Here is a 26,061-nt window from a genome sequence, read left to right on the forward strand (position 1 = left end):
ATTCTACGACTGTCGCGCCTTTGTTCGTTCCGGCCGACCGGCCAGAGCGTTTTGAAAAGGCCGACCGGTCGGGAGCCGACGCGATCATTATCGATCTTGAGGACGCTGTTGCGCCCGCCGCCAAGGATGGCGCCCGGTCCAATCTTCACCATGCCCTGACATTGCGGAATCCCACCTACGTCCGGGTGAACAGCCAAGACAGCAACTGGTACACTGCCGACCTTGCTGCGGTCGGGGCGCTTGGGCTTCGGCGCATCTGCCTGCCGAAAGCGGAGTCCACGGCGATCCTCGACGCGATGGTTCGGATTTTGGGTGACGACATCGAGATCACGGCACTGATCGAGACGGCGCGGGGGCTGGAGGCGGCAGGCGCTTTGGCCGCTCATTCGCATGTCGCGAGACTCGCCTTCGGACCCGCGGATTTTGCGCTGGACTTGGGTGTTCCCGCCTCCAATGACCTCAAAGCGCATGCCATGATGCGGTTGGCGGTGGCGAGCAGGGCCGCTGGCAAGCCCCTGCCGTTGGATGGCCCGTCCTTCGAGGTCACGGACACCGCCAGGCTGGCCATCGAATGCCGGCAGGCCTTGGATCACGGCGCCGGCGGCAAACTTTGCATACACCCTGCCCAGACTTCCCATGTCATCTCGGCTTTCCAGCCGAGTGACGAGCAACTGCGCTGGGCGCAGCGTATCGTCGACTCGGCCCGGGACGGCGCAGCGCGCCTTGTCGACGGCAAAATGATCGACGCTCCAATTATCGCCCAGGCCCGGACACTTCTCGCGCGGGGCCGTCTGCAATCCAGTTAAGGTGTCTAACCATGGCCGTATCAGCGACACTCCTCAATAAGATCAAGGACAAGGATCTGATCCGGGAAGCTGGATTGATCGGCAAAGAGTGGCTCGGCCAATCCCGGTCCGGACAATTCTTCCAGGTCACCAACCCTTCGACCAGCGAAGTGCTGGCCACGTTGCCCGACTTTACCCGAGCCGAGATCGCCAAGGCGATCGATGAAGCCTATGTCGCTCAGAAGGAGTGGGCTGCCCGGACGGGCAAGGAGCGCGCAGCAGTCATTCGGCGATGGTATGATCTGACGATCGCCAATCTCGATGACCTCGCGACGATCCTGACCGCTGAAATGGGAAAGCCGTTCGCCGAGTCAAAGAGTGAGATCCTCTATGGCGCGTCCTACATGGAATGGTTTGGCGAAGAGGCCAAACGCGTTTATGGCGACACGATCCCCGGTCACGCCCGTGACAAGCGGATCGTCGTGATCAAGCAACCTGTCGGAGTCGTCGGCGCTGTTACGCCCTGGAATTTTCCGTCGGCGATGGTGGCCCGCAAGATCGCTCCGGCGCTGGCGGTAGGCTGCTCGATCGTCTTCAAACCGGCGGCCTTGACACCACTCTCCGCCTTGGCCCTCGCCGTACTTGCGGAAAGGGCAGGAGTGCCGGCCGGGCTGCTGAGCGTTGTCCCGATCACGAAGAGCTCGGACTTCGGCGATGAGGTTTGCGAAAACGAGAAGGTCCGCAAGCTCACCTTCACCGGGTCGACCGAGGTCGGCCGCACCCTCATGGCGCAAGCCTCCGCGCAAGTCATGAAGCTCAGCATGGAACTGGGCGGCAACGCGCCCTTCATCGTCTTCGACGACGCCGATGTCGATGCGGCCGTCGAGGGGGCCATCATCTCGAAGTTCCGCAATGCTGGCCAGACCTGTGTCTGCGCCAATCGCCTTTACGTGCAGAGCGGCATCTACGAAGAGTTCGCCGACAAGCTCGCGCGTCGCGTCAAAGCCTTCAAGATCGGTGACGGCTTCGCGGAAGGCACCGAAATCGGCCCGCTGGTCGACGACCGCGCCGTGGCCAAGGTCAGGCGTCACATTGAGAATGCCGTCGCTCAGGGCGCCAGCATTGTGGCGGGTGGGCCTGACCATCCCCTTGGCGGCAATTTCATCTGGCCGACTGTCCTGACCGGGGTAACCTCCAAGATGGCGGTTGCGCGCGAAGAAACGTTCGGGCCGTTGGCGCCCTTGTTCCGCTTCGGTACGGTCAAAGACGTCATTGCGATGGCAAATGACACCGAATTCGGGCTTGCGGCCTATTTTTACGCCAAGGACATCGGCCGTGTGTGGGCCGTCGCGGAGGCCTTGGAATATGGCATGGTCGGCATCAACACCGGGCTCATTTCGACTGAGGTCGCGCCGTTCGGCGGTATCAAGCAATCCGGTTTTGGACGGGAAGGTTCGAAATACGGCGTCGATGATTATCTGGAGCTGAAATACTTGTGTTTTGGCGGACTCACCAGCTAAGAAGCAACGCAAGGCTTTGTGACAATGTCAGAGAAAATGGCGGAGAGGTCGCGAGCATTCGGCCAATTCTTCGCGCCGGCTGGAATCTCGGCGCTCGCATTTCTCCCCACTCGTGCGAGCGTCAATTCAGTCATGCCCTTGGCGATTGCGCCCTGCAGATATTCCCGCGGTGGCGCACGAACGAACGCAGATCGTCGATATCGTCGGAAGGCTTGGTGGTGAGGAATGCGCGGTGTTGCTTCCCCGAACGCATAGCCGCGAGGGCGCGGTGATCGCACGCCGGCTCAAAGAGGCCATTTCTATCGCCGCGCGCGACGTCGGGGATCATCAGGTGCGCGGGACATTAGGCTTAGGCGTGGCCGTCGTACTCGGCGGCGAGACAGCTATCGGGGAAGCTTGGAGCGAGCCGATGCCGCGCTCTACCACGCCAAGCTGAATGGTCGTGATCGCGTCGAAGTTGACGCGGGTGGTCATAGCGTTCCGGTTGATCAAGGCAACCGGCTCCTGATTACACTCTCATGCGACAAGCCATACCGGCACATGTGCGAGCGGAATACAGGCGCCGTTGCAACTCGACGAACGCCACAGCGGTCATTCCCTCCAGAGTGCAGTTCACCATCGATGCGCGCCATCCCGATCCGGAGCGCTGCGAACGGCTCTATGCCACTCATGAGGGAATGATGCGCGAAGTGGCCGCTCGCCGGAATCTCGATCTGGACTGGACGGTGCAGATCGATCACCGGCCATGCCGCAGCGACCCGGCGGTCGTTTCCATGCTGCAGAAAAGCGCAGCCGAACAGGAGATACCGATCCTGACCATGGCCAGCGGGGCGGGCCACGACACACAGCAGATGGCCACCATCGCAAAGGTCGCCATGATCTTCGTGCGCAGCAAGGAAGGCCGCAGCCATACGCCCGAGGAGTTCTCCTCGATTGCCGACATAGTGGCTGGCATAAGGCTGCTGGCTGCCGGCATCCATAAGCTCGCCTACTGACGCGTCTGCCGCATTTCTTTACAGGATGGGAAAACTCTCCGGCGGCCGCGCCAGCGTGGCGCGATGGATTTCGGTGGCGGCCCGGATCATCTCGGCCGCCACCTTCTCCTGCTCGGGCAGGAAGCTGTCGATCATGAACGAGCAGTTGAAGATGAACGAAACCTGTCCGTCGCGGTCGAAGATCGGCAGGGCGATCGCCATGATGCCTTCCGTGAATTCGCCTTGGCTGAGCGCATAGCCGCGCTCGCGCGTAGCAACAACCGACGCCCGGATCGACTTCGCGTCAAGCGGTGTCTTCGAGGTGTAGCGGGCAGGCGTCCAATGCTCCATCCAGAGATCGAGCCGCTCCGGCGTTTGCCAGCCGAGATAGGCCCGCATCTGGGCGCAGGCATCACGCGGAAACCGATGTCCGATCGGGAAGGAGATCTCCATCGATTTCGGACCGTTAAATTTGTCGATGACGATGAAGGTGTCATCGTCCATGGGCTGGGTCAGTAGGCATGGGATGTCGATGCGCTGCACGAGCGCGCTGAGACTGCGCCGCACTGCGTCCAGAACCGGGGAATTGAGGAGGCTGGAGGCGGTGGATAGAAGCCCGGAGTGAAGACGGTAGGTCTTCGATCTGGGATCGAACTTCAGCCACTCGAAATGCACCAGCGTCTTCAAGATCGAGTGACAGTGGGTCTTTGAAATATCCAGCGCTGCTGTAAGGTCTACAAGCGCCGCCTCATGGGGCGGCGTGTCGTTGAGAAACTGCAGGATCGCAACTGCATTCTCCAGGGCGGGCACCAGGCCGGGCGGCTGTTTTACGACGCGTTCGCTTGCCTGCGGTGCAAGCAGCCAGTGAGTGCCGTCATGGTGAAGTTCCGCTCTGGAAGAGCGTTTGGGAATGTCGTCGCGGGAAGGGCTCACGGTAACCAGTTCTATTCGGCTGAACGAGTTCTTCTTATAGAATGAAGTTCTCTGAATAGCCATATCCGGCGGCACTGCGTCGGCGGCCCCATATAGAGGGGTACGGCTCGCATCGCCAACCAGTTTCGGAAGGTGCCAAGCTGATCTGCGCTGCCGACTGGAGGCGACCTAGAGTCCGCTGAGCGGCTCCGTGCTCTTCAGTAACGCGACCAACTCGCTCTGCTGCCGGGTGCGGATTTTGGAGAAAATCCGTTCCAGATAAGTGCGGCAAGGGGCGGCAAGGCGGCGTCGGCCAACGTGACCATGATCACCGCGCAACGCTCCGATGCCAGGCCATAGCGCGCGGGCATCGATGAATGGCGCAATCGACAGCACAAGCCGCGTCAGGTCGGAGCGCTTGTCAGCCGACGGCACGATCAGCGTTCCTTCGGTTCCCGGCAGAGCGTCGCCATGTAACGAGCAGGCATCCGCGACCAGCCGCTGAAGCTGCTGCGCATCCCTGAGATTTCTAAGCGGGATTTTGCTACAATCCCGGACGGCCGCTCGAATAGTGGTTATCCTAGCGCTTCTTGCCGCCTTCGCTTACGGATTCGCAAAACTCGTGGAACGTTACGGCGACTCCGGCGACAGGCCATCTCCGTGTGAAAAATGGCCACATCCTGATTGTCCAGACCCAGACGTGCCTCCTCAGGAGGAAGCCGAGCCTTGAGCGGGCGCCCCTCAGACGGTCTAGTCGGCAAGTCGTTGGCGCGTGTCCTCGCAGACAAATACTGTGCGATCGGATTGCCCGGTCACCCGCGCCCTGCCGGAGGCTGCGGTCTTTCATTTTCGGCCTGGCGCTAAGTGCGACTGCTACTAGGCCCTGGTACCTCGTCGAGGAGATTTGGACCTTTGCTCACAGGCATCTGGCCGTCGGGAGTAAGCTTGTCCACCGCGTCGGGCAATTCTCTTGTGAGCCGGTCGAGAAGTTCGTCGCGGGACAATCCGGTTTGCTCAGCGAGATCGCTCAACGTTTGCGGGTCGATCGCCTTCTCGACCTGGTCTCGCTGAACGGGGCGATTTGATCCAGTACCGACCCAAGAATCAACTTGATCACCCGCCCCAGCATTTCGGAGGCGGTCCAGGATATCGCCGAGCCCGCCGGGGGAGCCAGCGCTTTTGGGATCTGTCGAGTCCCTACCGGCGATTAGCTCGCCGATCTTGTCCCTGTTCTTGTAGGCAAGCAGGCCAAGCAAGGCTATGGCGACTTTTCCTATGTCAAGGCTCATTTCGCATCTCCTTCCATGAAGAACGGACAAGGCATGCGCCTTTGAAAGGTTCCACGGAATTGCTGCCGGGCTGGTATTCGGTTCGGTTAGGGCGATTGGGCCGCCCCGGTCGACTCCTTGCGAGCACGCGCGTCGCGCAGGAATGACGCCCGATCGTCCCATTTTGGGCTCCCCCAACAGGAACGTGACGGGCTTCCGATCGTTGACGGCTTTTAATCGAGCGACCGTCCCATGCCATCTACCTCGATACGCAAAACGGTATACGATCCGGAGCGCCAAGTACTTTCAGTGTGGTTCGTCGCCAGCGGTAGACGCTACGAATTTGAGGAAGTGCCGCCTGAGACCTTCGCCGCGTTCAAAGCCGCCTTCGCCAAAGGCCGCTTCTTCAACGACCACATCCGCAATCACTTCCGGTACCGTCGGGTTGCGGCCGGCAACGATCCTGAATGACGGTAGATAATTGGAGCATTCCAACTGCCGGTTGGTAGACGCGGCGCCGGCTGAGCCAATACGATTCTGCTTACCGGGCACATCACCCCGCCCATCCCTTGTGCCTGGTTTAACGACTGAGTCTCGCCCGCCGCACCGAAAGGTGCAGCGGGCTTTTTTTGCTTACCGTATGGAACACAGGCGAAGTCAGGAAGTTCGGCTCCTGCAGCATTCCCGTAGACAATGCTGTCTGATCGGATTGCCGATCCAGCCCGCGTCCTTCCCCTCCATGGGGCGCGGGCGCTTTGAATTCATGAGAGTGCAACCGCCGCCATGTCCGCGCGTTTAACCGCCTTCAATCCTTGGAGAGCGACAAAGATGCCGGCATTTATTCCGATTACAATTCACCTTAATCACAGGGCGATGTTGATCTCGTCGATAGCTGACGCGGCGAAAGCGCTTAAGAAACCATGGCCATTCATGGACAAGCAGTCCCGACTTGACGCAATCCGAATGGTCGAGGAATGTCTGGCTGGACATTGCAGTCACCAAGCTGCTTACGCCGCGTTCGAGGCGGCCGCATCTGAACAAGGCCTTCTTGAAAGAAAGCCCCCTAGCGTGGGTCTCAAGAGACTGGACGGGGTTGCTGAAGACCTGATGTGAGGTCATGCCGCCTACCCTGACACACCCTCGCGGTGGGCGGATCGTCGGTGATTGCGGACCACCCGCCAAGTCGAGGAATGGCGGGTGGTCGCTTATCAGCGCAGGAAGGGACTTAGCTGCGCGGATCTCAAATCGGGTGCCTTCAGCTAACAATGATGCCTATCGTTAGGAACGTGATCGATGCAACACCGGAGCCAGTAACCATCGAGCTTGGTGGACACTATTCTCCATGGTCTCTCTTCTGTGAGCACCTGGCGAGAACGAGTGCCGGCAGTCGCGGTTCCGGGCTGCACCCCGTCGTCGTCCTTTGCGGCAGCAAAGGTCAGACTTAGGTCCTACCTTGAGTAGACCGAAGCCCGTTCAAGGAACGTTTGCGGCCGCCTGAGGTTGGGTGAGGCTGGCGCGAAGTCGATGCCGTTCAGCGCAACAGAACTCAGGCAAGGAGCCAATTATGAGAATGCATCGTTCAACTTTCGCCGCGGGATTTCTGCTGCTGGCCGGTATCGGCGCCGCTGCCGCTCAGGACGTGATCATCGCGCCTGAGCAGGAGACGGTCATCAGGGAATACGTCAAAAAGCAGCCACTCGCATCGGTGGAACTCCTAGGGGTCGAGCTCAATATCGGCTCAACGTTGCCCGAGACGGTCGAGCTGCATGAAGTCCCCGACACCGAATATCGATATGTGGTGGTCGACAACCGGACAGTGGTCGTTGATCCGGGTACACGCAAGATCATCAAAGTCATCGAATAACCTAAGCGACTGGGAGGACAGCCCGCCGTGCCGAAAGGGTGCGGCGGGCCGCCAGCGACGGAGGAATGTGATCATCAATGTCGAACCATGAGATTGGAGCGTCGCAGGCCCTCCGAATGCGCGTCGCAGACCTCAATAACAGGATGCGCGGCGCCCGGATTACCGAGAATGAACTGAAGATCTTTCGAAAGGTCGCAGCCGTGATGGAGGACGGCAAGGGGAGGATCGATGCCGACGATTTGATCGCCGCATCCTTTGTCGTCGATACGCCGGACTAACCAGGCCCGTCTTTAAGCTCTCCAGAATGCGAGGCGCTGCAATGTCCCTCTCTCAAAGCCTATCCTCTGTTGGCCTGACCTTCCAATGCCCGCAATGCAACTTCGCCGTCGTCAAGAACGGCAGCTGGTTTCAGGTCATTTCCCATACAGGTGCGAGGGGTGCGGAGAGGATGTCCGGCTTACCTATCCCGACAAAATCGCCATCTTCAACAAGCATGCGCACCTAGCCACGACCCCGCCGGCGGGAGGGCGACCCGTCAATGTTCAGGCGTCAGCGGTTGATGCTCCGACTTTGCGTGATGAAGCACCGGGCCAAGATCGCGCATGTTTAAATCCTGCCCGCATATGGGGTAATGCTCGAGATACTGCGCCTCGGACTTGATCGGCTGGTCGTGATCTCTGCCCTTGAAGCCAGTCCCTTCCTCGTTGGTCCGATGTCTCACTTCTGCTCCCGCAGCGCCCTCGCGGCTTTTGTCAGGGCTGACCGATCATTGCCGTTCTTTTTGGTCAGCCTGCTGACCTGACTCGGCGAGATGCCATTCTCCCGCGCAAAATGTTCTACCTCGTAATACTCGTCGACCGAAACGATTCTGATCGTCTTCCATTTCCGTATTCCTACCAGGGTTCAAGCAAAGGCACGTTGAAAGGGCCATAGCAACGAGCGCTACACGTCCCGAACTTCCGTCTTAAATCTATGTTCCAGCGCAGCTAAAAAAGCCCGCGCCTCTGGCGGAGAGCCGGGCCTGATCGGGTTGCATGCGCCCTCTCAAGATGGCTGCTGTCGGGCGTCGGCCTCATCATTGACGAATTCGAACTGCTCGGGGTCGAACGCGAGCGGGGAAAGCCGGCGTTCGCGCTCCTCGGCGAGCCAGGCACCCGTCTTTGTCGGCTATTGCACCACGGCGATACCTGGTTCCGAGGAACGGCACCTCGCCAAGCGCGGTGCGGTCACGCTCGAATTCGTCGAAGACCTCGCCCGCCTGGTCGAAAGCGTCGATTAGATGTTTTCGTAAATGATCAAGGAATATCTGCGCGGCAACCACGTGCATCTCCTGGTGATGGGCGAATTGCAGTTCCGGTCCGGCACGCAACATCTGCACAATGAAGGCGGCATCGCCATCTCGCGCAATCCGTTCAGTGGCGCCAAGGAAGAAATCCAGTGGAAGGGCTTGCAAGGGCTGGCCAGGGTGTCGAACCTCGGCGCCTCGAAGATCGGCGCATCTAGGCAGGTGACGCGCACCCTGAACGCCGATGACCCAACGTTGAAGACGCTGTTTGCCGAGCACCAGCGCGACATCCGGGGCCGATTCTTTCGCTTCTGGGGGCAGTTCTACAACAGCGACCTGCAGCCGATCGATCCGCGTTTTCACCTCTACACCGGCATCGGCGACCGGCTGGCAATGAACAAGTCTGGGCCGTCCTCAAGAACGTTGACCCTGATGCTCGAGGACTGGTTCGTGCGCGTCTGGTCGATGGATTTTTGCCGCATGAGAATTCGCTGGTTGGCCTGTCGAACGCGGTGGCAGCGCTTACCGCCACGCTTCAGGCGGTGGCCGAAGAGAGGAACCGATCACCGCCACGCTGATGCCGACATGACCAGCGTGAAGGAAGTCACCGCCGAGGTGATGCGCTGGAAGCTGATGGTGCTTGGCGCACTTGGCGGCCGTTCTCGTCATGCATGTCAGTGAAGCTCACGTCGGCTCATTCCCGATAGACGTTTCCACATTAGCCAGCGGCGCTTCCAAGGTCCAGGTGATCCCATGCGGGTCGTGCTCTAAACTGCTCTTCCCCCCGACTGCCTCTGGTGCCACTCGCTTCAGCACCACGGTTCCAAAGCCGCCTTCGCCGATGGTTTGAACTTGCGGGCCGTCCGTTTCGGCCCAGGCGAGGTGAAAGAGTCTCGAGTTGCCAGAACCCGTCGTTTTCCATGTGACCGAAATCTGGCCATCGTCGGCTGAAAGCACGCCGTATTTAGCCGAGTTGGTGGCGAGTTCGTGAAAAGCAATGCCGAGATATTGGACTGCATTCGGGCTAAGAATGATGGACGGTCCGGACATTGAGATTCGCTCCTCATTGCCGAAGAATTTCGCCTGCGACAACAGGAGTTCGAAGATCGTCACGCCTCGCCAGTCGCCCGTGACAAGTAGATCGTGCGAGCGCGACAGAGCCATGATCCGCTCGCGAACCTGTCGTTCGAAAACGTCAGGGTTTTCGGCCCTCTTGTTGGTCTCGCGGATCATCGAAAGGATGACCGAATACTGATTTTTGACGCGATGGTTGACCTCGCGCATCAGCATGCGGATACGATGCTCGTTTTCCTTCGCCGACGTTATGTCCCGCGCAATCTTCGATGCACCGATGATCTGCCCGGTAGCGTTGTGCACGGGCGATACCGTCAGCGAGACCGGAACCAGGCTGCCATCCTTGCGCTGACGAATGGTTTCGTACGTTTCGACACTCTCGCCGCGGCGAATGCGCTCGAGGATGCGGGGTTCTTCGTCCTGACGGTCGGCCGGGATCAGCATGGTCACCGGCCTGCCTATCGCTTCGTCAGCGGTGTAACCGAAAAGCCGCTCGGCACCATGATTCCAGCTCTTGATTATGGTGTTCAAATCCTTGCTGACGATTGCGTCGAACGAGGATTCCACGATCGCTGACAAATGGAACCTGGCCTCTTCGGCACGGTGGCGGTCGGTAAGGTCGAGCAACATGTTGACGGCGCCGATCAGATTGCCGTCCTCATCCCGTATCGGTGTGGGAAAGGGCAGGAACGGGAAGAAGGTCCCGTCCGGACGCTGCGCTATAGCCTCCTTATTGCGCACAGGCCGGTTTTCCTTGAGTGCTATCGCCATCGGGCACTCGTTGTGCGGCAATTCCTCGCGGTCGGGAGTGAACAGCTTGAACGTCACGCACCATTTGTCCCTGCCGACTTCTGGCTCCCTCCCGGCCAACTCGGCGGCGGCGCGATTGTAGTAGGTGATCGTCCCATGCTGATCGGTCGTGTAGATGGCAACTGGAAGGCTGTCGAGAATCTGGCGATGTGTGTTGTCCCGGCGCTTCAGCTCGGTGCGCGCCCGCTGCAGGTCGGAGACATCGACGGTGAAGCATCTTGTATTGATCAGCTTGCCATTGCGGAAATGGCCGCTCGACGTGATTTCCACATGCTTGATTGATCCGTCACGGGCTCTCAATCTCGCGGGATATCTCGTGATCTTCTCGCCACGGGTAAGCCGACCCAGAATATCCTCGATCACCTCTCGGTCGGGATAGAATTCAGCAATGTGGCGGCCGATGTACTGCTCCGCAGGATAGCCGAGCAGGTCCAACTCTGCCTTGTTGGCATGCAGGATGACGCCGTCCTCGCTCACCAGATGAAGGGCAAGAGCGCCGTTCTCGAAAAAATCCTGGTAGTCGAAATCAGCATCAGCCTTGACTGACTTTGAATCGTGGAAGGCGACCACATTTGCGTGCGGCAATTCGTTCACGTCCATCCCCCGCTCAAGCTTTAACCCCCATCAACTCCACCACGTGGGATTTTGTTCCGTTCCGCCCGGTCCAGGTCGATCTATACGGCCAATTTGCAACTAAGGGGCTGGCACGCAAGAAGTAAGTCCTATTCGGAACCACCGGAACATTCAGGTTTCGCCCACGTTGAGTTCTGCTCAAAGGAGAAGAACGATGCACAAGGACGAAGTTAAGGGCTCTGCGAAGAAACTTCGCGGCGATGTGAAGAACAAGATCGGCAAGGCGACCGGAGACGACAAGCTTCGGGCTGACGGCGCCGCTGACAAGGCCGAAGGTAGCCTTCAGAAAGGCGTCGGCAAGGCGAAAGATAAAATTCGAGACGCCTTGAAGGATTGAAAGATAGGGCCCCGCATGTGAGTTCGGCCCGCCGTGCCGAAAGGTGCGGCGGGCTTTTTGTTTGCGTAAAATCGCTAAGTTGAATTACAGTTAGTTTGGCATAGAGGTCGAATGCCGATTTATCGAAAAGCTCAGGAGTCTGGCGTCTTCAGTTCATCTGAAGTCGCTTTGCTGGGCCGCGTGTTCGATCGGCTCAAGATGGACGGGCAATCCGAACAGCGACGGGAAGCGCTCGCATCCCGGATACTGGCAAATTACTCGGCCGGTCTGACCGACGAGGACGAACTTGTTTCGGCGTCCAAATTGCCACTGGGGCGGTGAGCTAAAAGCTTTTTCCAGGAGGCTTTTGGCGGCTCTTTAATATCCGCGCCTCACGTAGCAGGGACGAGCGATCTGTTCCGATCAGTTCGATCAGATCTCGCGCCTCAGCTTCAGTTATGCCGGTCTCTTTTGCGAGAGACTGGGCCTGGAACTGTTTCGTGCACTCGCGATCTGCGTTGTCGTCGCCCATGGTGCGTTCTCGTCAACTGTGCTCCAAACCTCCGGCACAGCGACTTGTTCCGTGTTTGCGGCTGAGCCTCTCGACCGTTTCAACGACCGCACTGGCGAGCGCCTCCGCCTCATGGATCAGCTCAGGGCCATAGAGACCGTTGACCATCTCTTCGCTCGGCAGCACGCCAGGCGGGCAATGTTCCTCTATCGTATGCCTGATAAGGGTAAGCGCGGCCCGGCACTCCGTCACGTCCTTCGTTGCCATAACCAATCCCACATACAATTTCGCTAAAATGCCCGGAACCGATTGCTGCCGGCGGCTTGAATCGCGTCCGGAGTTCGAGTGCATGCGTAACGCCCAAGAGCGTCTGAAGTTCATCAAGCCGTTGATGCCGACCCTGGGTGGAGAAGCCTCCCGAAGGGTGACGACTGGATTCACGAGGTCAAGTTCGACGGCTACCGCTCGCAGATCGTCATCGACGCCGGCGGGGTGCGCATCTTCACTCGCAACGGGCCCGACTGGACGAAGAAATACCGCGACCTGGTTGAGGCGGCCAAGGCGCTGAACCTCCAAAGCGCGATCATCGACGGCGAGATCACAGGCTACTAAGCTTTGTTTGCGATCAGCCTCAGCCGCCGAAGCTTATCGCACTGGCGGCGGAGCTTCAGGAGGAACTTGATCGGCGAGAGCGACAGTCGGCCGACGAAAAAGACCCTGATTAGGAGATATTCGACACGGCATCCGGCGTGTTTTTTGTTTCCGTATGGAACACTTGGATGACGGCAAAGTTCGGTGCCTGCGGTATCTCCTGTGAGATTGCTGCGAGGCGGGGAAGGTGGATGAGTGTCGTAAAAAGGGTCGGTCCAGTTCTAGATCAGGCAATCGCTGCGATCCTCAACAGGGCCGACCATGGGGACACTGTTTCGATTAAAGCGACTTTAGACCATATTCGGCACGCTGCGCCTGACCTGGTGGCATCCAACGACGATCTGGTGGAGGCTATTCTAGAGGCAGCTACGGCCCTAGGCCTGTCCGTGGCTTCCGATGCAGGCGAGTACCCCTGATGGATCTCCATTGGTTTCACCCTCCGTGCCATATCGAAACCGACAAGCCTGGGCTCACCTCCGTCTGCACCAATGTCGAGGGTGCCGCCGCGGAACTCATGAAGTGGACGAAGCGGGGACCTAAGTGGAAGGAGGCGGTCGAGGTCTGCATGGGTTTCTCATTGAAGGCGAGCGCACGGCCGACGACGTTAGAAACGCCTTCGAGGCTGCCGCCAAAGAGGAGGGAGTGCTGCGCTCCTCTAACTAGGGATCGGTTGCATCCCGCTGCTGGGTTTCAGCAATGAGGAAGGATGCGGACGAAGCCCGCGCTCCTCCTCTGAGCGCGGGCCGATCGGCTTGCAGCTCCCGATCTGCAGCGGGGTTTAAGCGGGGGGCATAGGCCCACTGCTTCCATCCAACTGTTAGAAACTACTAATGTTCCGCTTGGTCAGAGCTAGAGTGGTCGGCCGGCGCGCACCATGGCGCGGGCGATCGCAAGCTGCGCCTCGACCTTGGCGTTTTCCTTTTGCGTCATGTTGTCGGCGGCGACCAGCCGGCGCAGCGATCGCATGATCTCCCTACGCGTCCATCCCGCTTCTTCCATGCAATCGACGATCGCCTGGAAGCCCGGTTCCATTGCCTCCTGGCAATCGATCTCGCGGTCGAGATATTCACCTTGTCGTCTTGGCGGATTGATCATTCCGGCTTCCTCATAAATACCGCTCGCCGTCGGCCCGGTGCTCGAAACAGAACCAGTGCGATTGCTGCCGGGGCCTGGCAAAGCCCCATCCGGCATTCTTGCCGCAGCCGGGGTGTTCGCACCGATGGTGCTGAATACCTGGGCGGGTGACGGGCTCCATTGTGCCGGGGAGGCGGATTTCGTCGCTCATAGCAGCGCTATCGGATCGATCATGTGTTGGCTGTCGTTTGGCAGCTTGTTCTTGACGGAGGTGTTCACGTCGCGGCTGACACGGTAGAACTCCAGGTCCTCATCGAGGTTTTCGTGCAACAACTGTTTGGCGTCGTTCGGCGGCGTTTCCGGGTCCAGCCAGGCATCATAAACGTCCGGATCGAGGATCACCGGCTGCCGATCATGGATCTGGCGCATCGTCTCACCGGCCGGCATGGTGACAATCGAACAGCTCGTGAGGTCGAGGTTCTTATTGTAGGCCCAGATGCCGGCGAAGCTGAACGGCTGATGATCGGGCAGGAAGATATGCCAGGGGTCACGCCCCTTGTCAGCCGGGCTGATCGTCCACTCATAAAAGCCGTCGGCAGGAATCAGGCAGCGTTTCGACTTGAACGCATCCTTGAAGGCTCCAGAGGTATCAATGGTTTCTGAGCGGGCGTTGAACATTTTAGCCGTGGGGAGTTCCTTGGCATGCCAAGGAACCAGCCACCATCGACCTTGGCGGAGCTTGTGGCCCCCATTCTCGCCCGCCGTGACGAATGGCACTTCCTCGCTCGGCGCGATGTTGTAGCGAGGCGCGTCATTGCGTCCGATTTCGGCGGGCGCGGTCAGTCGATAGAGCCGGTGTATTTCCGACCATGGCAGATATCTGGTGTAGCGTCCGCACATGTCGTTGCCTCAGTTGCGCAGGATCTCGGGGACGCTGAGCGGCCCGAGATCGAGAATTCTCTTGTATTCGCCCGTTCGGCGCCAGACGCCGCGCGCATTGCCGTTTTCCCTGTCGCGCTTTGGATCGAACATCCCGCCCGGGAAATGGTCAAGGAACGCTTGAGCGGAAGCCTGATCCGTAAAGCAGTAGAGGCGCCAGTTTTCATAGCTGTGGTCCGGCCATATCGCCTGCACTAGCCTTTTCATCGGGGCCAGCCTGCGCCCTTCGCAGAATTCGCGGTTCAATGTGAAGCTGCGTCCAGTGCACAGGTCATCGGGCAGAGCGACTTGATACGTCCATTCCCGATCGATCCTGGCGGTCGATGGGCCACGGTTACGCATAGATCAGTGCGATGTCGATTTCTCGGTCGCCCTCTCAAGCGCGTCGATGGCATCGAGCACAGCTTTCCGCTTCGGCTCGATCGGTTCATCCGGCGTGAACTGCGCATGGGCCAGCGGCGTATAGGCAACAGTTACCGCGCTGACGAGGTCTCGCGCTAGCGTTCCATTGGGCATGTCGGCTGTAGCAGCGAGGGCGAGCAGGAAAACGCGCTCGTCGTGATATTCGCTACGACCGTCCTCTGCCTGGACAATGGCCCTGAGTTTCGCCAAGACCGTTTCCCGATCAGCAAGCTGCTCCTCGGGATCTGTCAGCAAATTCAAGCCAGCCGCCTGAACTCTTTTTTCATCTGGCCAACCCGCGCAGCAGGCCGCCAACGCTGCATTGTTTGCCTCGTACCAGACGTCGGCCGCCTTGTATTCTGCCTCCGATGGTTCTCCGTCCTCCGAAAACCCGATATCGTCCCAGCCTTCGACGGCAAACGCACCGCTGGCGGCTTCCTCCGCCGTCATTCCGGCTAGGGCGAGCACGACCTTCGCTGCCTCGATGCCTCTCTGCTTTTCCTCGGGCGTTGCGCCCCTGGCGTTCATGATCATGTCCATGACTGCCTCCTGTGACTGTCCTGCCGACAGTGAACGAAAAGAGAACATAGGAGTCAAGAGCCTCTTGACGAAGCAGGAATATGTTCCTTTTCTAGAGGGATGGCGCATGATCCGATCGACACGCTGGGCAAGGCGACCCGGCACAATATGCTCGTCAAGGCGGAATGCAGTTGCGGCAATGTCCGCTACTGTGTTCTGCAGACCTGATGATGGTCTATGGCGGCGGTGTCGATCCGCTAAAGCTGAAATTCGACTGCAACCGCTGCAAGCCTACGGTGACAATCACGCTCCTCAAGGTCCATCCCGAGCATTTGCCCAAGCGCCTGATGATCCATAAGCCGATGAAGATCGACGGCAAGATCCGCTGGACCACATAGCGGTTCAGGGGATAACCAGAGGTGGCTTGGCAGCTTGAGATTTCAGCGGAAACAAATTCGGGCTGATCTATGCTCCAGAGACGGGGTCTGCAGATCGCATCATCAGTCCCAAACTCTAACGTGGGGTGAACAATATCCTATGACGATGTCCATGATTTCACGAATGAAATCATCGTTCTCTGGTTGAGCTTCAAGCTTCACATTAAGAAAACCGTAAACCTGTTCTGCGGCCACACCGGCATTCTTGTATTTCTTGAGGACTTCAATGGCTTCATTTAGGTCCGACTGCCGAGCGATGGCCTCTTGCAATTCAAAATCAAGGGCTTTGTCGATCGATGTCATGAATCTTAGTCACCGGGAAACTCAGGATAGCGCGGAATCCGTATAACACTCCGGAGCGTTGCCGTCATGCGGGACCGCGGCCGCCAGAAGAGATGAGATGGCGCCCTCATACATGCGGCTTTTCGCCTGTTTACAGGCAAAGTCCCTGGGACCCGGTCCAAAGGGCTAACTTCCCAAGCTAACATTCCGCCGTGAAATGCTTTGCAGGTGGTGCGAGGCGCCGCCTTGCTCATTGCGAGACTATCCCGCAGCAAGACAGCGCCGAACGTGCTTTCAACAAGCTCACCAGGACATTCGCGGCCCAGGTGGAAGCTCTAAAGAAATACCGCACGGGCGGCCAGCAGCACGTCACAGTGAACGAAGGCGGCCAAGCTATTGTCGGCAACGTCTCGCCTGGCGGGCAGGGTGACCGAAAAAAATAACGTCAACCTCATGAACCTAGCGCCTCGGTGTCATGCTCGGTCGAAGCGGTCGGGTTGCCAGTGTCGATCGCCAGCGGTGAGGGCCAGCGCAGTCTGTCGCATGCACGGTGCGGGCGGTGGCGCACCTGAAGGCAAGCGGAACGGCAACTCGCAACGGAGGCAGGGCGAAACGCACAATGGTAGCCTTGGCGGTTGTCAAGGCAATGGCGCGGATATGTCGGCAGACGATTAATGATATACCGGATTAACTGGGAACTAGTCGCCATGCTGCTCGCCGCAGAAGCAATTCCGGACACCCGCCACCACCAAATCAGCATCGACGAGTGGGTGAAACGCTTCGCGCCGAAGCGCGTCGACCCCGGCTCGAACACCGCTCGCCGATGCAATGCGTTCTGGCATCGCATCGGCATTATGCCTTCGCCCCGAGAGATCAGCGACTCGCGGCGCGGCATGAATGGCTGCATACGGTCGGCAGTAAAAAGGGACGCCGTGCACTCCTCGCCTAGGTCCAGTCTAGAGGGCGGTTACTTCATGCGAACCTGTGCCACGCTGTCCCTGTAGTCCTCTTTCGGGTCGCCCATCCCGAGGAAAAGTTTCACCCCGGCGACGATGCTGGAAGCATCTTTCCAGATTTCGGCGTCAGCAGGATCGAACCTGAGCAAGCACACCTTCGGGTCATCCTTGCCTCCTTCGAACCAGGCGGCGACGAAGCGGTTCCACAAACGGTCGATGACTGCCGGATCATTGTCGATCCTCAGTGAGCCTTCGACGGTGGCGAACAGGTCATGTCCCTTAGCAGAGTAGACTAGTGTCGCTTCCTTTGCAGATGCAACGGCCTCGGCCAAGTCGGTGTCCTTCGCTGTGAAGAAGTAGATAACGTTGCGGTCACCATCGAACTGCGCTGTCATCGGTCGAGGGTGGACGCCCGGGACGCCGATCATTGCCGTCATGTCGGAACGGATCGAATCCCAAAACTTGCTTTTGAATTCCTCATCGTTGTCGGGCATGGCTTTTCTCCTGTGAGAACGCCAAACGCCACGTGTCTGCGGTGGTTCCAAGCGCGTACCGGCAAATAAGCGGAGTTCCGCCCGCCCCAGATCAGGACGGGCCGAGGACGTGGGCAGTAGCCCAACAAAAAAGAGGTGCCATTGACGAGCACCCGAAATGCGGTCCCAATCACATCGTACGTCCGGGGATTCGCATGAACCGATTTCTCTTCGTGATCGCCGACTTTCTGTCTCGTCCGCCCGGCTTCTATGTGCTGATCGTCGCGATGATAGCCTGCACTGCGATGGTTCCGTTTGGGCTCACAAACGTAATCACCTATGCGCTCTCAGTGGCTGCGATAGTGATTACCGGTGTCGTGCTGATCCAGGGCTATCGCGACACCGCTGCCATCCATGCGAAGCTCGACGAGATCATCGTTGCATTGAAGGAAACGAGGAACAATGTCGTCGGGCTGGAGCACGCCGAGCCTGAGGAGATCAAGGCCCATTTGGCGAGGCTTGAAAAGGAAGCGGCGGCGGCCGATCAAGAAGCTGAGCACGTGGGAGTCTCTGGCGCCTGAGCGCTACACTGGACGGAATTCAAGAGCGTACGCCGGCCAGTGCCACCACAAACAGATTGATCGCGTCGGCGGCAGGAGTCGGGTCGTCGCTGCCGTCCTTCAGACAGCTATAACGCCAACGGATCAACCCAGTTGCTCAAGAGCGTCCTCACTGATCTGAGAATCGGGCCTCGCAGCGGATGTAGCTGGCGGCATTGGTTGCCCTGCTCTCCGGCCTCGGTCGTATTGAACCCGGCCTTCGATGGAACTGTTCCTCCTCCACATCGTTGGTCAATCAACTCGTTTCTCGCTGCCCTGCCTTTGGTTTCTGGCAGTCTCCTCGAATGGCAACTTAATTTGCATGCTCGATCAGACTCCATCGCTTTCAACTTCGTTCGCAGCCGCTTGTTGCCGAGAACCACCAACGTCGATCAAGGCGAACCGCGTTCCCGGCAGCGTGACGATCGCCTCTTATAACGTCCATAAATGTGTCGGCACCGACGGCCGGTTCGATCCGCAGCGGGTTGGTGATGTCATACGCGAACTAGGCGCCGACATTATCGCTTTGCAGGAAGTTGATGAACGTACGGGAAGGCGGCAGGGCCTGTTGGATCTCAAGTCGCTTCGACGAGAAACCGATCTGGTTAGTGCACACACGCCTGAGAACCTTGGATCCCATGGGTGGCACGGCAATTTGATACTAGCTCGCAAGGGAGTGGTCCAGGCTGTCAGTCTAGTAAGGTTACCCGGCCTAGAGCCACGCGGTGCTTTGATCGTCGATTTGGAAATCGAAGGTGTGGTGCTGCGGGTGATCGCTGCACATTTTGGATTACTCCGGCGGTCGCGCACCAAGCAAGCCAGCGCGCTGCTTGAGGCGACGCGTTCGTTCCTAAGGCCAACCATTTTGCTTGGTGATCTCAACGAATGGCGGGTGCACAGCAGATCCTCGTTGCTGCCGCTACTGCCGCATTTTGGTCCAATTCACACCGTGCTGCCCAGTTTCCCTTCGCGATTCCCTTTGCTTGCGCTCGATCGGATTCTGGCCAAACCACCAAGTCTGATTTCCAACCTCGAAGTGCACCATACATCGCTATCTCGGATCGCCTCCGATCATCTACCGATCAAGGCGCGATTAAACCTCCAGGGTATTCGCCAGCTACATTTGCAACCAGATTACCTCTGAACGGTTCTTGCTATGATTTTGAGCAAGGCCGGCGTTCGATCGCTGAAGGTAATCAGTTTTTATGGAAACATCCATTTCGCGAATTGCGCACGACAAGATCAAAGCAGGCAAGAGCGGCTTACTGCTGATTCCGGACAATTATGACGCCTTCGCCGTGCGGGTCCTGGCTGCAAGGAGTTCCGTTCGCAGTCTCGACCTCATGTACTACCTTTGGCACGATGACCACACTGGCCGCTTGCTTTTGCAGGAAGTTTTCCGGGCCGCTGAGCGCGGCGTGCGTGTGCGCATGCTCCTTGATGACGCCAATCCGCGAAAGAACGATTCTGCGTATCTGGCGTTGAGCAATCATCCAAACATCGAGTTGAAGTTGTTTAATCCAAGCGGCGTGAGGCAACGCAGCGTCATGCGCGCTGTGGAAATTGTATTGCGACTTTTCGCGTTGACCCGGAGAATGCACAACAAGGCATGGATCGCTGACGACCACGTCGCAATCGTAGGCGGGCGGAACGTTGGCGATGCCTATTTCGACGCAGCAGAAACCAATTTCCGCGACCTGGACGTGCTGCTCCTCGGTCCTGCCGTGCAGCAAACCGCCGAAATATTTGAGGCATTCTGGGCCTGTGAGGACGCAAAATCAATTAGTGTCCTGGGATCAGCTGCTGAGAACGAGCATTGCGATTTGTTTGCGGGAAGCGATCTCGAAACCCAATCAATGCTGTTGAACGGGATCGGTGACCGAGGATCCATCGCAGAGTTCATCGCTGCCAGCAACGACGTGCATTGGGTGGATCGAGTTCGGGTGATTTCCGATCCTCCAGAGAAGGTGAGGGGTTGGAGACGTCGCAGCTGGCTTACGAAGGAATTGCTTCCCCTCATTCAATCGGCCCGCACCTGTCTGGAAATCGTATCTCCCTATTTCATCCCCGGCAAAAGGGGCTCCGCGATCCTGTTAGACCTCGTCAGCAACGGAGTTGACGTTTCGGTTTTGACCAATTCCTTGGCCGCTACAGACGTCGCCGCAGTCCATGGAGCTTATGCGAACTATCGCAAGCGATTGCTGAGGAATGGCGTGAAACTGTTCGAGCTCCAGCCCTTCACTCGCCGACAGCCAATCTCTGTGTTTGGCTCCAAGGGTGCCAGTCTGCACACCAAATCGTTCACGGTTGACGACAGGGCTGGGTTCGTCGGTTCCTTCAATTTTGATCCCCGGTCAGTGTCTTTGAATTCGGAGATGGGCGTGCTCTTTGAGGATGCCGAATTAGTCGGTGAACTTCGGCACTTTTTTCAAACTGAGATATCACCAGAAACCAGCTATCGGCTGGAACTAAAAAACAATGTGCTTCACTGGCATGGATACGACGAAGGCAAACTGCAAGAATACACACACGAACCAGAGGCCGGAATATTTCGCCGGGTTCTGGCGGCCTTGGTCCGCCACCTTCCGGTTGAGTCTCAGCTTTAGCCAGGCCCACATAGATAGCATAGGTGCTAACGGCGGGATCGACGCGGCGTTCTTGCCGCGTCGGGTACGGCATACCTGAAGAACGGCGACGTGCATGTGCCAAGCACCCGGGCCCGCGGCGGGAAGGCCCGGAGCATGAAAGCATCGGCCCTCTGGCATTGTCAGCTTGCTGCCGCCGATCGCGTGAAGACGATGGTGACCTTCGTCCCTTCGCCGGGGCTCGAGGCGACGTTGAACTGTGCCTTGGCGTTTTCGGTCAGCGAGCGCGCGATCAGCGCGCCGAGCTTGCCGGGCTTGGGCCATGTCTCCCCTTCCGGCAGGCCGATCCCGTCGTCCGCAACTATGACCAGGCAGCCGTCGCCATCGGCGATGCTGTGCAGCTTTATCGTCCCGCCTTCACGCCCTTGGAAGGCATGCTTGAGTGCATTTGTGAGCAATTCGTTCACGACCAGTCCCGTTGGCATGGCGACGTTGATCGACACCGGATAGGTATCTACCTTCATGTCGAGGCGGATCCCCTCAACTGCATGCGACCCCATCACCGCGGACGCGATCTGGCTAAGATAAACGCCGAGATCGACATCATCCTTCTGCTCGTCTGCCGATAGCGTCTGGTAGAGGATCGCCAGAGCGTCGACGCGCCCGGCGAGCCTCTCAAACCTTTTCTGGTCGGGCTCGGTCGCGTTACGGGTTTCCAGACGGATCAATGCGGTGATCATCTGTAAGTTGTTCTTCACCCGGTGCTGCAGTTCGCGCAGCAGGGTGTCCTTCTCGCGGACGCGCTCCTCCACCAAGCGCGCTTCTTCAGTTTCGCCATGGGATGAGACGTCGACCAGAGCCACCAGTCGGAAGCAGTTCGTGCCGTTGTCGTCCACGATGATGTTTGAATAAACGTCGACAAGAGCCGGGTTGTCCCCGACGCGCTCCAGCCGGAAGGTGCCGACGAAATCGGTTTCCTCGACCAAGGCCTCGGGCAGTGGCCGGCCCTTCTGCTGGTGGATGCCAATGCCGGAAAGTGCTCCCCAGTTTTGCCGGGTAAGCTCGGCTGCCTTCAGGCCTGACACTTTTTCGAATTCTGGATTAGCATAGACGACGCGCTCCTTGGCGCCCAAATCCGACACGGCGATAGCGATCGGCACCTGGTCAAGAAATTTTTTGAACTGCTCGCTTTCCAGCGCGGTGGCAAGGTCAGGCGTATCGAGCAATTGCTCAACTGTCTGGGCCTTGTCTGAATCTGATGTCACCTTGGTCGCCTGTGCTTTGCGTGGGAGCTTCAGTCTCAGTCATGCACGTTGCTCGACACCACCAACGCTGGAAGCGGCTGAGCGATGTCAGGAGTAGGACGAGCCCGCGTCACGGAGCGGCAGAGCCATGGGCAACACAGGCCGTCTTGCTGAGAGTTCAGTCAACCTTGCGTCACTTTGCACGGCTACGACCTTTTTCCAACAGCGTTGTGCCAAAATCCCGTCTCTGCCAATCGAAATTGACGATCTGGACCTCGCCGGAATTGCCGACAGAATGTTCCAACTGGCAGCGGCGGCTCCGGTGGCGGCATGCGGTGGCCAAACCGCACCCCGCATGTGCTCACCCAGGTCTGGCTGGTTCGCCGCGACACGGTCGGGCGAAACGGTATGCTGCGCGGGCGCTGCGCCGGTTCCGGCCGCCTTAGAGTTGCCCGGTTGGCTCGCGGGACCTATCGGGTCATCGCCTGGGATACCGCGGCCGACAGGCAAACGGCGGAATGGCAAGCGAATTCCGACGGCTGGCTGAAACTTGATGTGCCGCCGTTCTCTGCCGATGTCGCGCTTGCCATTCGCCGGGTCTGAGCACGATGGAGACTGCCTGACGGTGTTCATACGCTCGCAATCTGGCTTGTCATTGCCCATGATGAGCCGGTCCTTGCAACTTTGTCGCTAATGCCGATGTCAGTGATCTGCGCGCTAGGTATTGCGCTCGCCCGAACGCGACTGCTGGTTGGCTGCATCGGCCGATCCGCCCAGCGTGTCCGCGACCGTGGCACCTCGCGCACCCATCGGCTGCTGCGCACCTGTGGTGGTGTCCTTGGCTGTCTGGTGCTCCATCTCGGCATTCAGCTCCGCCCCCACAAACAGGACAATCACAGAGATCCAGGTCCACATCATCAAGCCAATGACTGCCCCCAGAGCTCCATACGTCGCGTTATAGTCGGCGAAGTTCTCAAGATAGTACGAGAACCCTATCGAGACTGCGATCCAGACCACAGCCGCGAAGAAGGCGCCCCATGTCGCCCATTGCCACTTTGCCCTTTCGCGGCTTGGGCCGTAGCGGTAGATCAGCGTGATCCCCAGGCCGACCAGGATCAGCATCATCGGCCACCGAAAGATCCACACAAGGGTTTCGGTCCAGCCGCCGAGGTTCAGCAGCGCAAGCATGGCCGGCACGACCCCCACCGAGACGACAAAGCCGATACCGATGAGGATTGCGCCAAGTGTGAAGCCCAAGGCCAGAAGATTCAGATGGATAAAGCCGCGCTTTTCACTCTCCTCGTAGGCGATGTTCATGGCTTCGAATAGCGTCTTGATGCCGTTGCTGGCGCTCCACCGCCCGAAGGCAGTACGCCGCCGAGGAACGCAATGTGCTCGGCGATGGTCTGAGGATCGGCGACAAAACCGTAGATGGACACGAACGCGGCAAGCGCTGGAAAGAGCGCAAGGAGCAGATAGAATGCGGCCCCGGCCGCGATCAGCATAATACGGTCCTCGGATACCTCAGCAAAGACCCGCCACAGCACGTCCTTCCAGCCGCGACTGGGAATCTCTGACGGCCATTCGGCATCCCGCCCGCGGCCCGCCCTTCCTGCACGCCGCTCAGGTTGCACATGATCTTCGTAAGTGCCGTCGGTTGTTTTCTTCGACATGGCTGCCGGCCCGAAGCATCTTCTTCGCGCGTCAAACGTATGAAAGCGCCAAAGGATGCAGGTGTGGCGCTTGCGCCATGCCCGCTGCGCACGTTCGACAACAAAGCCCGTTGCGCACCCCTCGATTATACAAGCCCATAGCCAAACCACGCTGACTGGTGACACCGGACCGCTGAATAGACCCGATGATCGAAAGCACCGTCTGTGCAAATCGGTTTGCCTCGTTGATCGATATCTGTCGGCCCTAGCCGCGCCTGACCTAGTGGCACCCGAGAATACAGAAATCCTGCCATCAAGCTGGTAGTATCAAGCCTTGCACCTCAGGGAGAACTTGGTTGCGCAGTTCCCAAGGACAGCCCCAGTAGTCGAAGATACCGCCATCAACGGTGTTTTGGCCGCAGATCACAAACACGCCAGTGCCAAAACGTTGCTTCAGATGTGTGGCCAACCAGCCCACAAAGCCCGAGTTGTCGACGCCAGGTGGGAAATGAAACCTCCAGATCACGAATGCCTCGGGAGTTTCGCACTCGCTTTTCACCAATTGGCTCCACACGCTGTCGTCGCGGATCAGCGCCAGCGCTTCAGTGTTCACTTTGGCCGGAAAGTCGGCCAACGAAAACTCATCGAAAAAATACGGTACGTCAAAGACCCTAAGGCGACATTGCTTTATTACACTTTTGAGCCGAGTTGTTATTTGCCTCGATGTTTCTTTAGAGATATTAACGATTGGAGTGTTCCTTTGATTTCATGTGCGTCGGGATCGTCGCGACCATTGCTTTGCTGTGTTTGCATCGCCCGGCTCCGATCATTGCTAGGCAGTCATCCGCAGGAGTGCGACGGTGAAGGATTACCGGCGTTCAACGTCACCGGGACTCCATCGCTGGGCTTCTGGCCAAGCTGGGAACATCGGAACCAGGCTCCGCACTACAAGCTTCGGGGCAGATGCACTCGCACCCGGTCTACATCGAAGAGCCGACACTGATTCACGACGCGCGCGGCTCAACGCACAGAACCGCCGCCAAGCGGCGCGTCCCTTCCTCGATGTCTCCTTGCTGGGCAGTTGCGAACGTCAGTCGTAAGGTATCCAGGTTCGGATTGTCGGAATAAAACGGCCCTCCCGGAACATATACGACGCCGTGAGCAATGGCTTTTTCAACGACGTCTTCGGCGTTGATATCATTGAGTAACTTTACCCAAACGAACAGCCCACCTTTCGGCTGCAGATACTCGACCCTGTGACCGAGATTTCGCCTGAGAGCCTCCGAAAGCAGCTTGCATCGTTCAGAATAGGCCTTCCGGATCATCAAAAGATGTTCGGGGAGGCGGCCCGATCGAAGGTAATACTGAGCAACATACTGAGTGTACGTGCTCCCTTGGAGATCCGATCCTTGCTTTGCAATTGTAATAGGCTGAACCAGGTCTGAAGGAAGAACAGCCCAGCCAATGCGAAGACCTGGAGCCACGATCTTGGAAAGACTACCAAGATAGCAAAACCAGGGCGCACTTTCCTTACTTTTGTCCGCAAACGCATAAATCGGTGGCGCAGGCGGTGAGCCGAAGTAGATGTCACCGTAGGGATCGTCTTCGACAACAAGCACCTTCTGCCGAACGGCGACCTCAGCTATTAATCGGCGACGTTCGATAGAGGTCAGCCAGCCGGCGGGATTGGAGAAATTTGGGATGACGTATATCATCCGTGGTCGCAATCCCTGATATCTCAGCTCAAGGATCTTTCTTTCCAGCGCGTCTGTTCGCAAGCCGTCATTGTCGCTGTCGACTCCAAGGACGTTGGCGCCGCAAAGCCTGAACGTTTGAATTGCCGTCGTGTAGGTTGGCCGTTCGACAAGCACAACGTCACCTTTGTCCAAGATGACTTTGCCAATTAGTTCGAGCGCCTGTTGAGCGCCCGTCGTGACGATTATCTTGTCGACGTCCGTTCTCAGGCCTCTCCGATTCATAATCTGTACAAGCTCCTCGCGAAGGCCGATGACGCCTTCAGTGGCTCCATATTGGAGAGCGGAATGGCTATTTCTGCTGAGAACCGCGCCTGCGGCCTCCTGGAGTTCGGAGACGTCGAAAAGTTCGGGTGCCGGCAAGCCACCCGCAAAGGAGATCATTCCCGGTCGCGATGACGCCGCCAGCATTCGTCGTATCGCTGACGGCTGCAGATTCCGAACCCGACTGGACAATCTGCCCTCTGAAATCTCAGTCATGACGATTCCTTCCAATTCCCCGCTAGGTTACGCTTGACATCGTTGATAAATTATAATTTCTA

At 58.3% G+C, this 26,061-nt stretch carries 34 protein-coding genes and 1 pseudogene; 18 read left to right on the plus strand and 17 right to left on the minus strand.

What is annotated here, in order from left to right:
* The first annotated feature begins 20 nt into the window (after nt 1-20).
* The 4 genes from ABID19_RS14240 (at nt 21) to ABID19_RS14255 (ending at nt 3,300) form a co-directional block, all read left to right on the plus strand.
* Nucleotides 21-806: an HpcH/HpaI aldolase/citrate lyase family protein gene (locus ABID19_RS14240; protein ID WP_354491350.1), complete on the plus strand. Its 786-nt coding sequence runs from the start codon at nt 21-23 to the stop codon at nt 804-806.
* 11 nt (nt 807-817) lie between these two features.
* Complete coding sequence (locus ABID19_RS14245; RefSeq protein WP_354491352.1) at nt 818-2,305, plus strand: NAD-dependent succinate-semialdehyde dehydrogenase; 1,488 nt, start codon at nt 818-820, stop codon at nt 2,303-2,305.
* Nucleotides 2,306-2,474: 169 nt separating this feature from the next.
* Complete coding sequence (locus tag ABID19_RS14250) at nt 2,475-2,741, plus strand: diguanylate cyclase domain-containing protein (protein WP_354491354.1); 267 nt, start codon at nt 2,475-2,477, stop codon at nt 2,739-2,741.
* 169 nt (nt 2,742-2,910) lie between these two features.
* Nucleotides 2,911-3,300 carry a M20/M25/M40 family metallo-hydrolase gene (locus tag ABID19_RS14255; protein ID WP_354491356.1) on the plus strand — a complete coding sequence of 130 codons (390 nt, stop codon included), beginning with the start codon at nt 2,911-2,913 and terminating at the stop codon, nt 3,298-3,300.
* An 18-nt stretch (nt 3,301-3,318) separates the two neighbouring features.
* On the opposite strand, the gene ABID19_RS14260 is transcribed toward ABID19_RS14255, so the two are convergent.
* From ABID19_RS14260 to ABID19_RS14270, 3 genes are all read right to left on the minus strand, one after another.
* On the minus strand, nt 3,319-4,212 hold the full coding sequence (locus ABID19_RS14260) for an IclR family transcriptional regulator (RefSeq protein ID WP_354491358.1): 894 nt from the start codon (nt 4,210-4,212) through the stop codon (nt 3,319-3,321).
* Nucleotides 4,213-4,380: 168 nt separating this feature from the next.
* Nucleotides 4,381-4,626, minus strand: a complete 246-nt coding sequence (locus ABID19_RS14265) for a hypothetical protein (RefSeq protein ID WP_354491360.1) — start codon at nt 4,624-4,626, stop codon at nt 4,381-4,383.
* Between the two features lie 425 nt (nt 4,627-5,051).
* Nucleotides 5,052-5,480 (minus strand): YidB family protein, encoded by a 429-nt coding sequence (locus ABID19_RS14270; RefSeq protein ID WP_354491362.1) that lies wholly within the window; start codon nt 5,478-5,480, stop codon nt 5,052-5,054.
* 231 nt (nt 5,481-5,711) lie between these two features.
* Between ABID19_RS14270 and ABID19_RS14275 the strand changes: the two genes are divergently transcribed.
* The 4 genes from ABID19_RS14275 to ABID19_RS14290 all read left to right on the plus strand — a co-directional run bounded on the left by ABID19_RS14275 (nt 5,712) and on the right by ABID19_RS14290 (nt 7,601).
* On the plus strand, nt 5,712-5,930 hold the full coding sequence (locus ABID19_RS14275; RefSeq protein WP_354491364.1) for a KTSC domain-containing protein: 219 nt from the start codon (nt 5,712-5,714) through the stop codon (nt 5,928-5,930).
* Between the two features lie 357 nt (nt 5,931-6,287).
* Nucleotides 6,288-6,572, plus strand: coding sequence for a DUF982 domain-containing protein (locus ABID19_RS14280; RefSeq protein ID WP_354491366.1), 285 nt, complete (start codon nt 6,288-6,290; stop codon nt 6,570-6,572).
* Between the two features lie 451 nt (nt 6,573-7,023).
* Nucleotides 7,024-7,323: a DUF1236 domain-containing protein gene (locus ABID19_RS14285; RefSeq protein WP_354491368.1), complete on the plus strand. Its 300-nt coding sequence runs from the start codon at nt 7,024-7,026 to the stop codon at nt 7,321-7,323.
* Nucleotides 7,324-7,439: 116 nt separating this feature from the next.
* Nucleotides 7,440-7,601: a hypothetical protein gene (locus tag ABID19_RS14290; RefSeq protein WP_354491370.1), complete on the plus strand. Its 162-nt coding sequence runs from the start codon at nt 7,440-7,442 to the stop codon at nt 7,599-7,601.
* 257 nt (nt 7,602-7,858) lie between these two features.
* Here ABID19_RS14290 and ABID19_RS14295 read toward each other — a convergent pair whose 3' ends face one another.
* A complete protein-coding gene (locus tag ABID19_RS14295) occupies nt 7,859-8,044 on the minus strand; it encodes a hypothetical protein (protein ID WP_354491372.1) in 186 nt (61 codons plus the stop codon).
* A gap of 357 nt (nt 8,045-8,401) precedes the next feature.
* Between ABID19_RS14295 and ABID19_RS14300 the strand changes: the two genes are divergently transcribed.
* Entirely contained in the window at nt 8,402-8,602 is a 201-nt protein-coding gene (locus ABID19_RS14300) for a hypothetical protein (RefSeq protein WP_354491374.1), read from the plus strand.
* Nucleotides 8,603-8,614: 12 nt separating this feature from the next.
* Nucleotides 8,615-9,289: a hypothetical protein gene (locus ABID19_RS14305; RefSeq protein ID WP_354491376.1), complete on the plus strand. Its 675-nt coding sequence runs from the start codon at nt 8,615-8,617 to the stop codon at nt 9,287-9,289.
* A 3-nt stretch (nt 9,290-9,292) separates the two neighbouring features.
* Here ABID19_RS14305 and ABID19_RS14310 read toward each other — a convergent pair whose 3' ends face one another.
* Nucleotides 9,293-11,092: a PAS domain S-box protein gene (locus tag ABID19_RS14310; protein ID WP_354491378.1), complete on the minus strand. Its 1,800-nt coding sequence runs from the start codon at nt 11,090-11,092 to the stop codon at nt 9,293-9,295.
* Nucleotides 11,093-11,279: 187 nt separating this feature from the next.
* Between ABID19_RS14310 and ABID19_RS14315 the strand changes: the two genes are divergently transcribed.
* Nucleotides 11,280-11,462, plus strand: a complete 183-nt coding sequence (locus tag ABID19_RS14315; protein ID WP_354491380.1) for a CsbD family protein — start codon at nt 11,280-11,282, stop codon at nt 11,460-11,462.
* 111 nt (nt 11,463-11,573) lie between these two features.
* Nucleotides 11,574-11,783 (plus strand): hypothetical protein, encoded by a 210-nt coding sequence (locus ABID19_RS14320; RefSeq protein WP_354491382.1) that lies wholly within the window; start codon nt 11,574-11,576, stop codon nt 11,781-11,783.
* A gap of 1 nt (nt 11,784) precedes the next feature.
* Here ABID19_RS14320 and ABID19_RS14325 read toward each other — a convergent pair whose 3' ends face one another.
* Together ABID19_RS14325 and ABID19_RS14330 are read right to left on the minus strand one after the other, a co-directional pair.
* On the minus strand, nt 11,785-11,973 hold the full coding sequence (locus tag ABID19_RS14325) for a hypothetical protein (RefSeq protein ID WP_354491384.1): 189 nt from the start codon (nt 11,971-11,973) through the stop codon (nt 11,785-11,787).
* Between the two features lie 12 nt (nt 11,974-11,985).
* Nucleotides 11,986-12,219, minus strand: a complete 234-nt coding sequence (locus ABID19_RS14330) for a hypothetical protein (RefSeq protein WP_354491386.1) — start codon at nt 12,217-12,219, stop codon at nt 11,986-11,988.
* A 210-nt stretch (nt 12,220-12,429) separates the two neighbouring features.
* Between ABID19_RS14330 and ABID19_RS14335 the strand changes: the two genes are divergently transcribed.
* The gene (locus tag ABID19_RS14335) at nt 12,430-12,564 is read left to right on the plus strand and encodes a hypothetical protein (RefSeq protein ID WP_354491627.1); all 135 of its coding nucleotides are present in this window, start codon (nt 12,430-12,432) and stop codon (nt 12,562-12,564) included.
* A gap of 888 nt (nt 12,565-13,452) precedes the next feature.
* Here ABID19_RS14335 and ABID19_RS14340 read toward each other — a convergent pair.
* The 4 genes from ABID19_RS14340 to ABID19_RS14355 form a co-directional block, all read right to left on the minus strand.
* Nucleotides 13,453-13,698 carry a hypothetical protein gene (locus ABID19_RS14340; RefSeq protein ID WP_354491388.1) on the minus strand — a complete coding sequence of 82 codons (246 nt, stop codon included), beginning with the start codon at nt 13,696-13,698 and terminating at the stop codon, nt 13,453-13,455.
* A gap of 186 nt (nt 13,699-13,884) precedes the next feature.
* A complete protein-coding gene (locus tag ABID19_RS14345; protein WP_354491390.1) occupies nt 13,885-14,577 on the minus strand; it encodes an SOS response-associated peptidase in 693 nt (230 codons plus the stop codon).
* A gap of 9 nt (nt 14,578-14,586) precedes the next feature.
* Complete coding sequence (locus ABID19_RS14350; protein WP_354491392.1) at nt 14,587-14,862, minus strand: hypothetical protein; 276 nt, start codon at nt 14,860-14,862, stop codon at nt 14,587-14,589.
* A gap of 99 nt (nt 14,863-14,961) precedes the next feature.
* Nucleotides 14,962-15,558, minus strand: coding sequence for a hypothetical protein (locus tag ABID19_RS14355; RefSeq protein WP_354491394.1), 597 nt, complete (start codon nt 15,556-15,558; stop codon nt 14,962-14,964).
* A 206-nt stretch (nt 15,559-15,764) separates the two neighbouring features.
* Here ABID19_RS14355 and ABID19_RS14360 point away from each other — a divergent pair, with 206 nt between their 5' ends.
* Complete coding sequence (locus tag ABID19_RS14360; RefSeq protein ID WP_354491396.1) at nt 15,765-15,935, plus strand: hypothetical protein; 171 nt, start codon at nt 15,765-15,767, stop codon at nt 15,933-15,935.
* Nucleotides 15,936-16,037: 102 nt separating this feature from the next.
* Here ABID19_RS14360 and ABID19_RS14365 read toward each other — a convergent pair whose 3' ends face one another.
* Together ABID19_RS14365 and ABID19_RS14370 are read right to left on the minus strand one after the other, a co-directional pair.
* Nucleotides 16,038-16,277: a hypothetical protein gene (locus ABID19_RS14365; protein WP_354491398.1), complete on the minus strand. Its 240-nt coding sequence runs from the start codon at nt 16,275-16,277 to the stop codon at nt 16,038-16,040.
* A 946-nt stretch (nt 16,278-17,223) separates the two neighbouring features.
* Nucleotides 17,224-17,706: a pyridoxamine 5'-phosphate oxidase family protein gene (locus tag ABID19_RS14370; protein ID WP_354491400.1), complete on the minus strand. Its 483-nt coding sequence runs from the start codon at nt 17,704-17,706 to the stop codon at nt 17,224-17,226.
* 194 nt (nt 17,707-17,900) lie between these two features.
* On the opposite strand from ABID19_RS14370, the gene ABID19_RS14375 reads away from it, so the two are divergent.
* The 3 genes from ABID19_RS14375 to ABID19_RS14385 all read left to right on the plus strand — a co-directional run bounded on the left by ABID19_RS14375 (nt 17,901) and on the right by ABID19_RS14385 (nt 20,890).
* The gene (locus ABID19_RS14375) at nt 17,901-18,266 is read left to right on the plus strand and encodes a low affinity iron permease family protein (protein WP_095485146.1); all 366 of its coding nucleotides are present in this window, start codon (nt 17,901-17,903) and stop codon (nt 18,264-18,266) included.
* Between the two features lie 241 nt (nt 18,267-18,507).
* Nucleotides 18,508-19,428 (plus strand): endonuclease/exonuclease/phosphatase family protein, encoded by a 921-nt coding sequence (locus ABID19_RS14380; RefSeq protein WP_354491402.1) that lies wholly within the window; start codon nt 18,508-18,510, stop codon nt 19,426-19,428.
* Nucleotides 19,429-19,489: 61 nt separating this feature from the next.
* Nucleotides 19,490-20,890, plus strand: coding sequence for a phospholipase D family protein (locus tag ABID19_RS14385; protein ID WP_354491404.1), 1,401 nt, complete (start codon nt 19,490-19,492; stop codon nt 20,888-20,890).
* Between the two features lie 161 nt (nt 20,891-21,051).
* On the opposite strand, the gene ABID19_RS14390 is transcribed toward ABID19_RS14385, so the two are convergent.
* Nucleotides 21,052-22,134, minus strand: coding sequence for a sensor histidine kinase (locus ABID19_RS14390; RefSeq protein ID WP_354491406.1), 1,083 nt, complete (start codon nt 22,132-22,134; stop codon nt 21,052-21,054).
* 309 nt (nt 22,135-22,443) lie between these two features.
* Here ABID19_RS14390 and ABID19_RS14395 point away from each other — a divergent pair, with 309 nt between their 5' ends.
* Nucleotides 22,444-22,716: a hypothetical protein gene (locus ABID19_RS14395; protein WP_354491408.1), complete on the plus strand. Its 273-nt coding sequence runs from the start codon at nt 22,444-22,446 to the stop codon at nt 22,714-22,716.
* A 114-nt stretch (nt 22,717-22,830) separates the two neighbouring features.
* Here the strand turns inward: ABID19_RS14395 and ABID19_RS14400 are convergent.
* From ABID19_RS14400 to ABID19_RS14410, 3 genes and pseudogenes are all read right to left on the minus strand, one after another.
* Nucleotides 22,831-23,786: pseudogene (locus ABID19_RS14400) on the minus strand (YihY/virulence factor BrkB family protein).
* A 292-nt stretch (nt 23,787-24,078) separates the two neighbouring features.
* Nucleotides 24,079-24,513, minus strand: coding sequence for a DUF6196 family protein (locus ABID19_RS14405; protein WP_354491629.1), 435 nt, complete (start codon nt 24,511-24,513; stop codon nt 24,079-24,081).
* A gap of 256 nt (nt 24,514-24,769) precedes the next feature.
* The gene (locus ABID19_RS14410) at nt 24,770-25,999 is read right to left on the minus strand and encodes an aminotransferase-like domain-containing protein (RefSeq protein ID WP_354491410.1); all 1,230 of its coding nucleotides are present in this window, start codon (nt 25,997-25,999) and stop codon (nt 24,770-24,772) included.
* Nucleotides 26,000-26,061 lie beyond the last annotated feature (62 nt).

Source organism: Mesorhizobium robiniae (genome assembly GCF_040545535.1).
Lineage (GTDB): Bacteria > Pseudomonadota > Alphaproteobacteria > Rhizobiales > Rhizobiaceae > Mesorhizobium > Mesorhizobium robiniae.

Bases quoted from the DNA above. Each gene is read 5' to 3' on its own strand.
- ABID19_RS14245 (WP_354491352.1), top strand. From the start codon at position 818: ATGGCCGTATCAGCGACACTCCTCAATAAGATCAAGGACAAGGATCTG.
- ABID19_RS14270 (WP_354491362.1), bottom strand. From the start codon at position 5,480: ATGAGCCTTGACATAGGAAAAGTCGCCATAGCCTTGCTTGGCCTGCTT.
- ABID19_RS14275 (WP_354491364.1), top strand. From the start codon at position 5,712: ATGCCATCTACCTCGATACGCAAAACGGTATACGATCCGGAGCGCCAA.
- ABID19_RS14280 (WP_354491366.1), top strand. From the start codon at position 6,288: ATGCCGGCATTTATTCCGATTACAATTCACCTTAATCACAGGGCGATG.
- ABID19_RS14285 (WP_354491368.1), top strand. From the start codon at position 7,024: ATGAGAATGCATCGTTCAACTTTCGCCGCGGGATTTCTGCTGCTGGCC.
- ABID19_RS14290 (WP_354491370.1), top strand. From the start codon at position 7,440: ATGCGCGTCGCAGACCTCAATAACAGGATGCGCGGCGCCCGGATTACC.
- ABID19_RS14305 (WP_354491376.1), top strand. From the start codon at position 8,615: ATGATCAAGGAATATCTGCGCGGCAACCACGTGCATCTCCTGGTGATG.
- ABID19_RS14310 (WP_354491378.1), bottom strand. From the start codon at position 11,092: ATGGACGTGAACGAATTGCCGCACGCAAATGTGGTCGCCTTCCACGAT.
- ABID19_RS14315 (WP_354491380.1), top strand. From the start codon at position 11,280: ATGCACAAGGACGAAGTTAAGGGCTCTGCGAAGAAACTTCGCGGCGAT.
- ABID19_RS14320 (WP_354491382.1), top strand. From the start codon at position 11,574: ATGCCGATTTATCGAAAAGCTCAGGAGTCTGGCGTCTTCAGTTCATCT.
- ABID19_RS14325 (WP_354491384.1), bottom strand. From the start codon at position 11,973: ATGGGCGACGACAACGCAGATCGCGAGTGCACGAAACAGTTCCAGGCC.
- ABID19_RS14330 (WP_354491386.1), bottom strand. From the start codon at position 12,219: ATGGCAACGAAGGACGTGACGGAGTGCCGGGCCGCGCTTACCCTTATC.
- ABID19_RS14340 (WP_354491388.1), bottom strand. From the start codon at position 13,698: ATGATCAATCCGCCAAGACGACAAGGTGAATATCTCGACCGCGAGATC.
- ABID19_RS14345 (WP_354491390.1), bottom strand. From the start codon at position 14,577: ATGTGCGGACGCTACACCAGATATCTGCCATGGTCGGAAATACACCGG.
- ABID19_RS14355 (WP_354491394.1), bottom strand. From the start codon at position 15,558: ATGGACATGATCATGAACGCCAGGGGCGCAACGCCCGAGGAAAAGCAG.
- ABID19_RS14360 (WP_354491396.1), top strand. From the start codon at position 15,765: ATGATGGTCTATGGCGGCGGTGTCGATCCGCTAAAGCTGAAATTCGAC.
- ABID19_RS14365 (WP_354491398.1), bottom strand. From the start codon at position 16,277: ATGACATCGATCGACAAAGCCCTTGATTTTGAATTGCAAGAGGCCATC.
- ABID19_RS14370 (WP_354491400.1), bottom strand. From the start codon at position 17,706: ATGCCCGACAACGATGAGGAATTCAAAAGCAAGTTTTGGGATTCGATC.
- ABID19_RS14375 (WP_095485146.1), top strand. From the start codon at position 17,901: ATGAACCGATTTCTCTTCGTGATCGCCGACTTTCTGTCTCGTCCGCCC.
- ABID19_RS14380 (WP_354491402.1), top strand. From the start codon at position 18,508: ATGGAACTGTTCCTCCTCCACATCGTTGGTCAATCAACTCGTTTCTCG.
- ABID19_RS14385 (WP_354491404.1), top strand. From the start codon at position 19,490: ATGGAAACATCCATTTCGCGAATTGCGCACGACAAGATCAAAGCAGGC.
- ABID19_RS14395 (WP_354491408.1), top strand. From the start codon at position 22,444: ATGCGGTGGCCAAACCGCACCCCGCATGTGCTCACCCAGGTCTGGCTG.
- ABID19_RS14410 (WP_354491410.1), bottom strand. From the start codon at position 25,999: ATGACTGAGATTTCAGAGGGCAGATTGTCCAGTCGGGTTCGGAATCTG.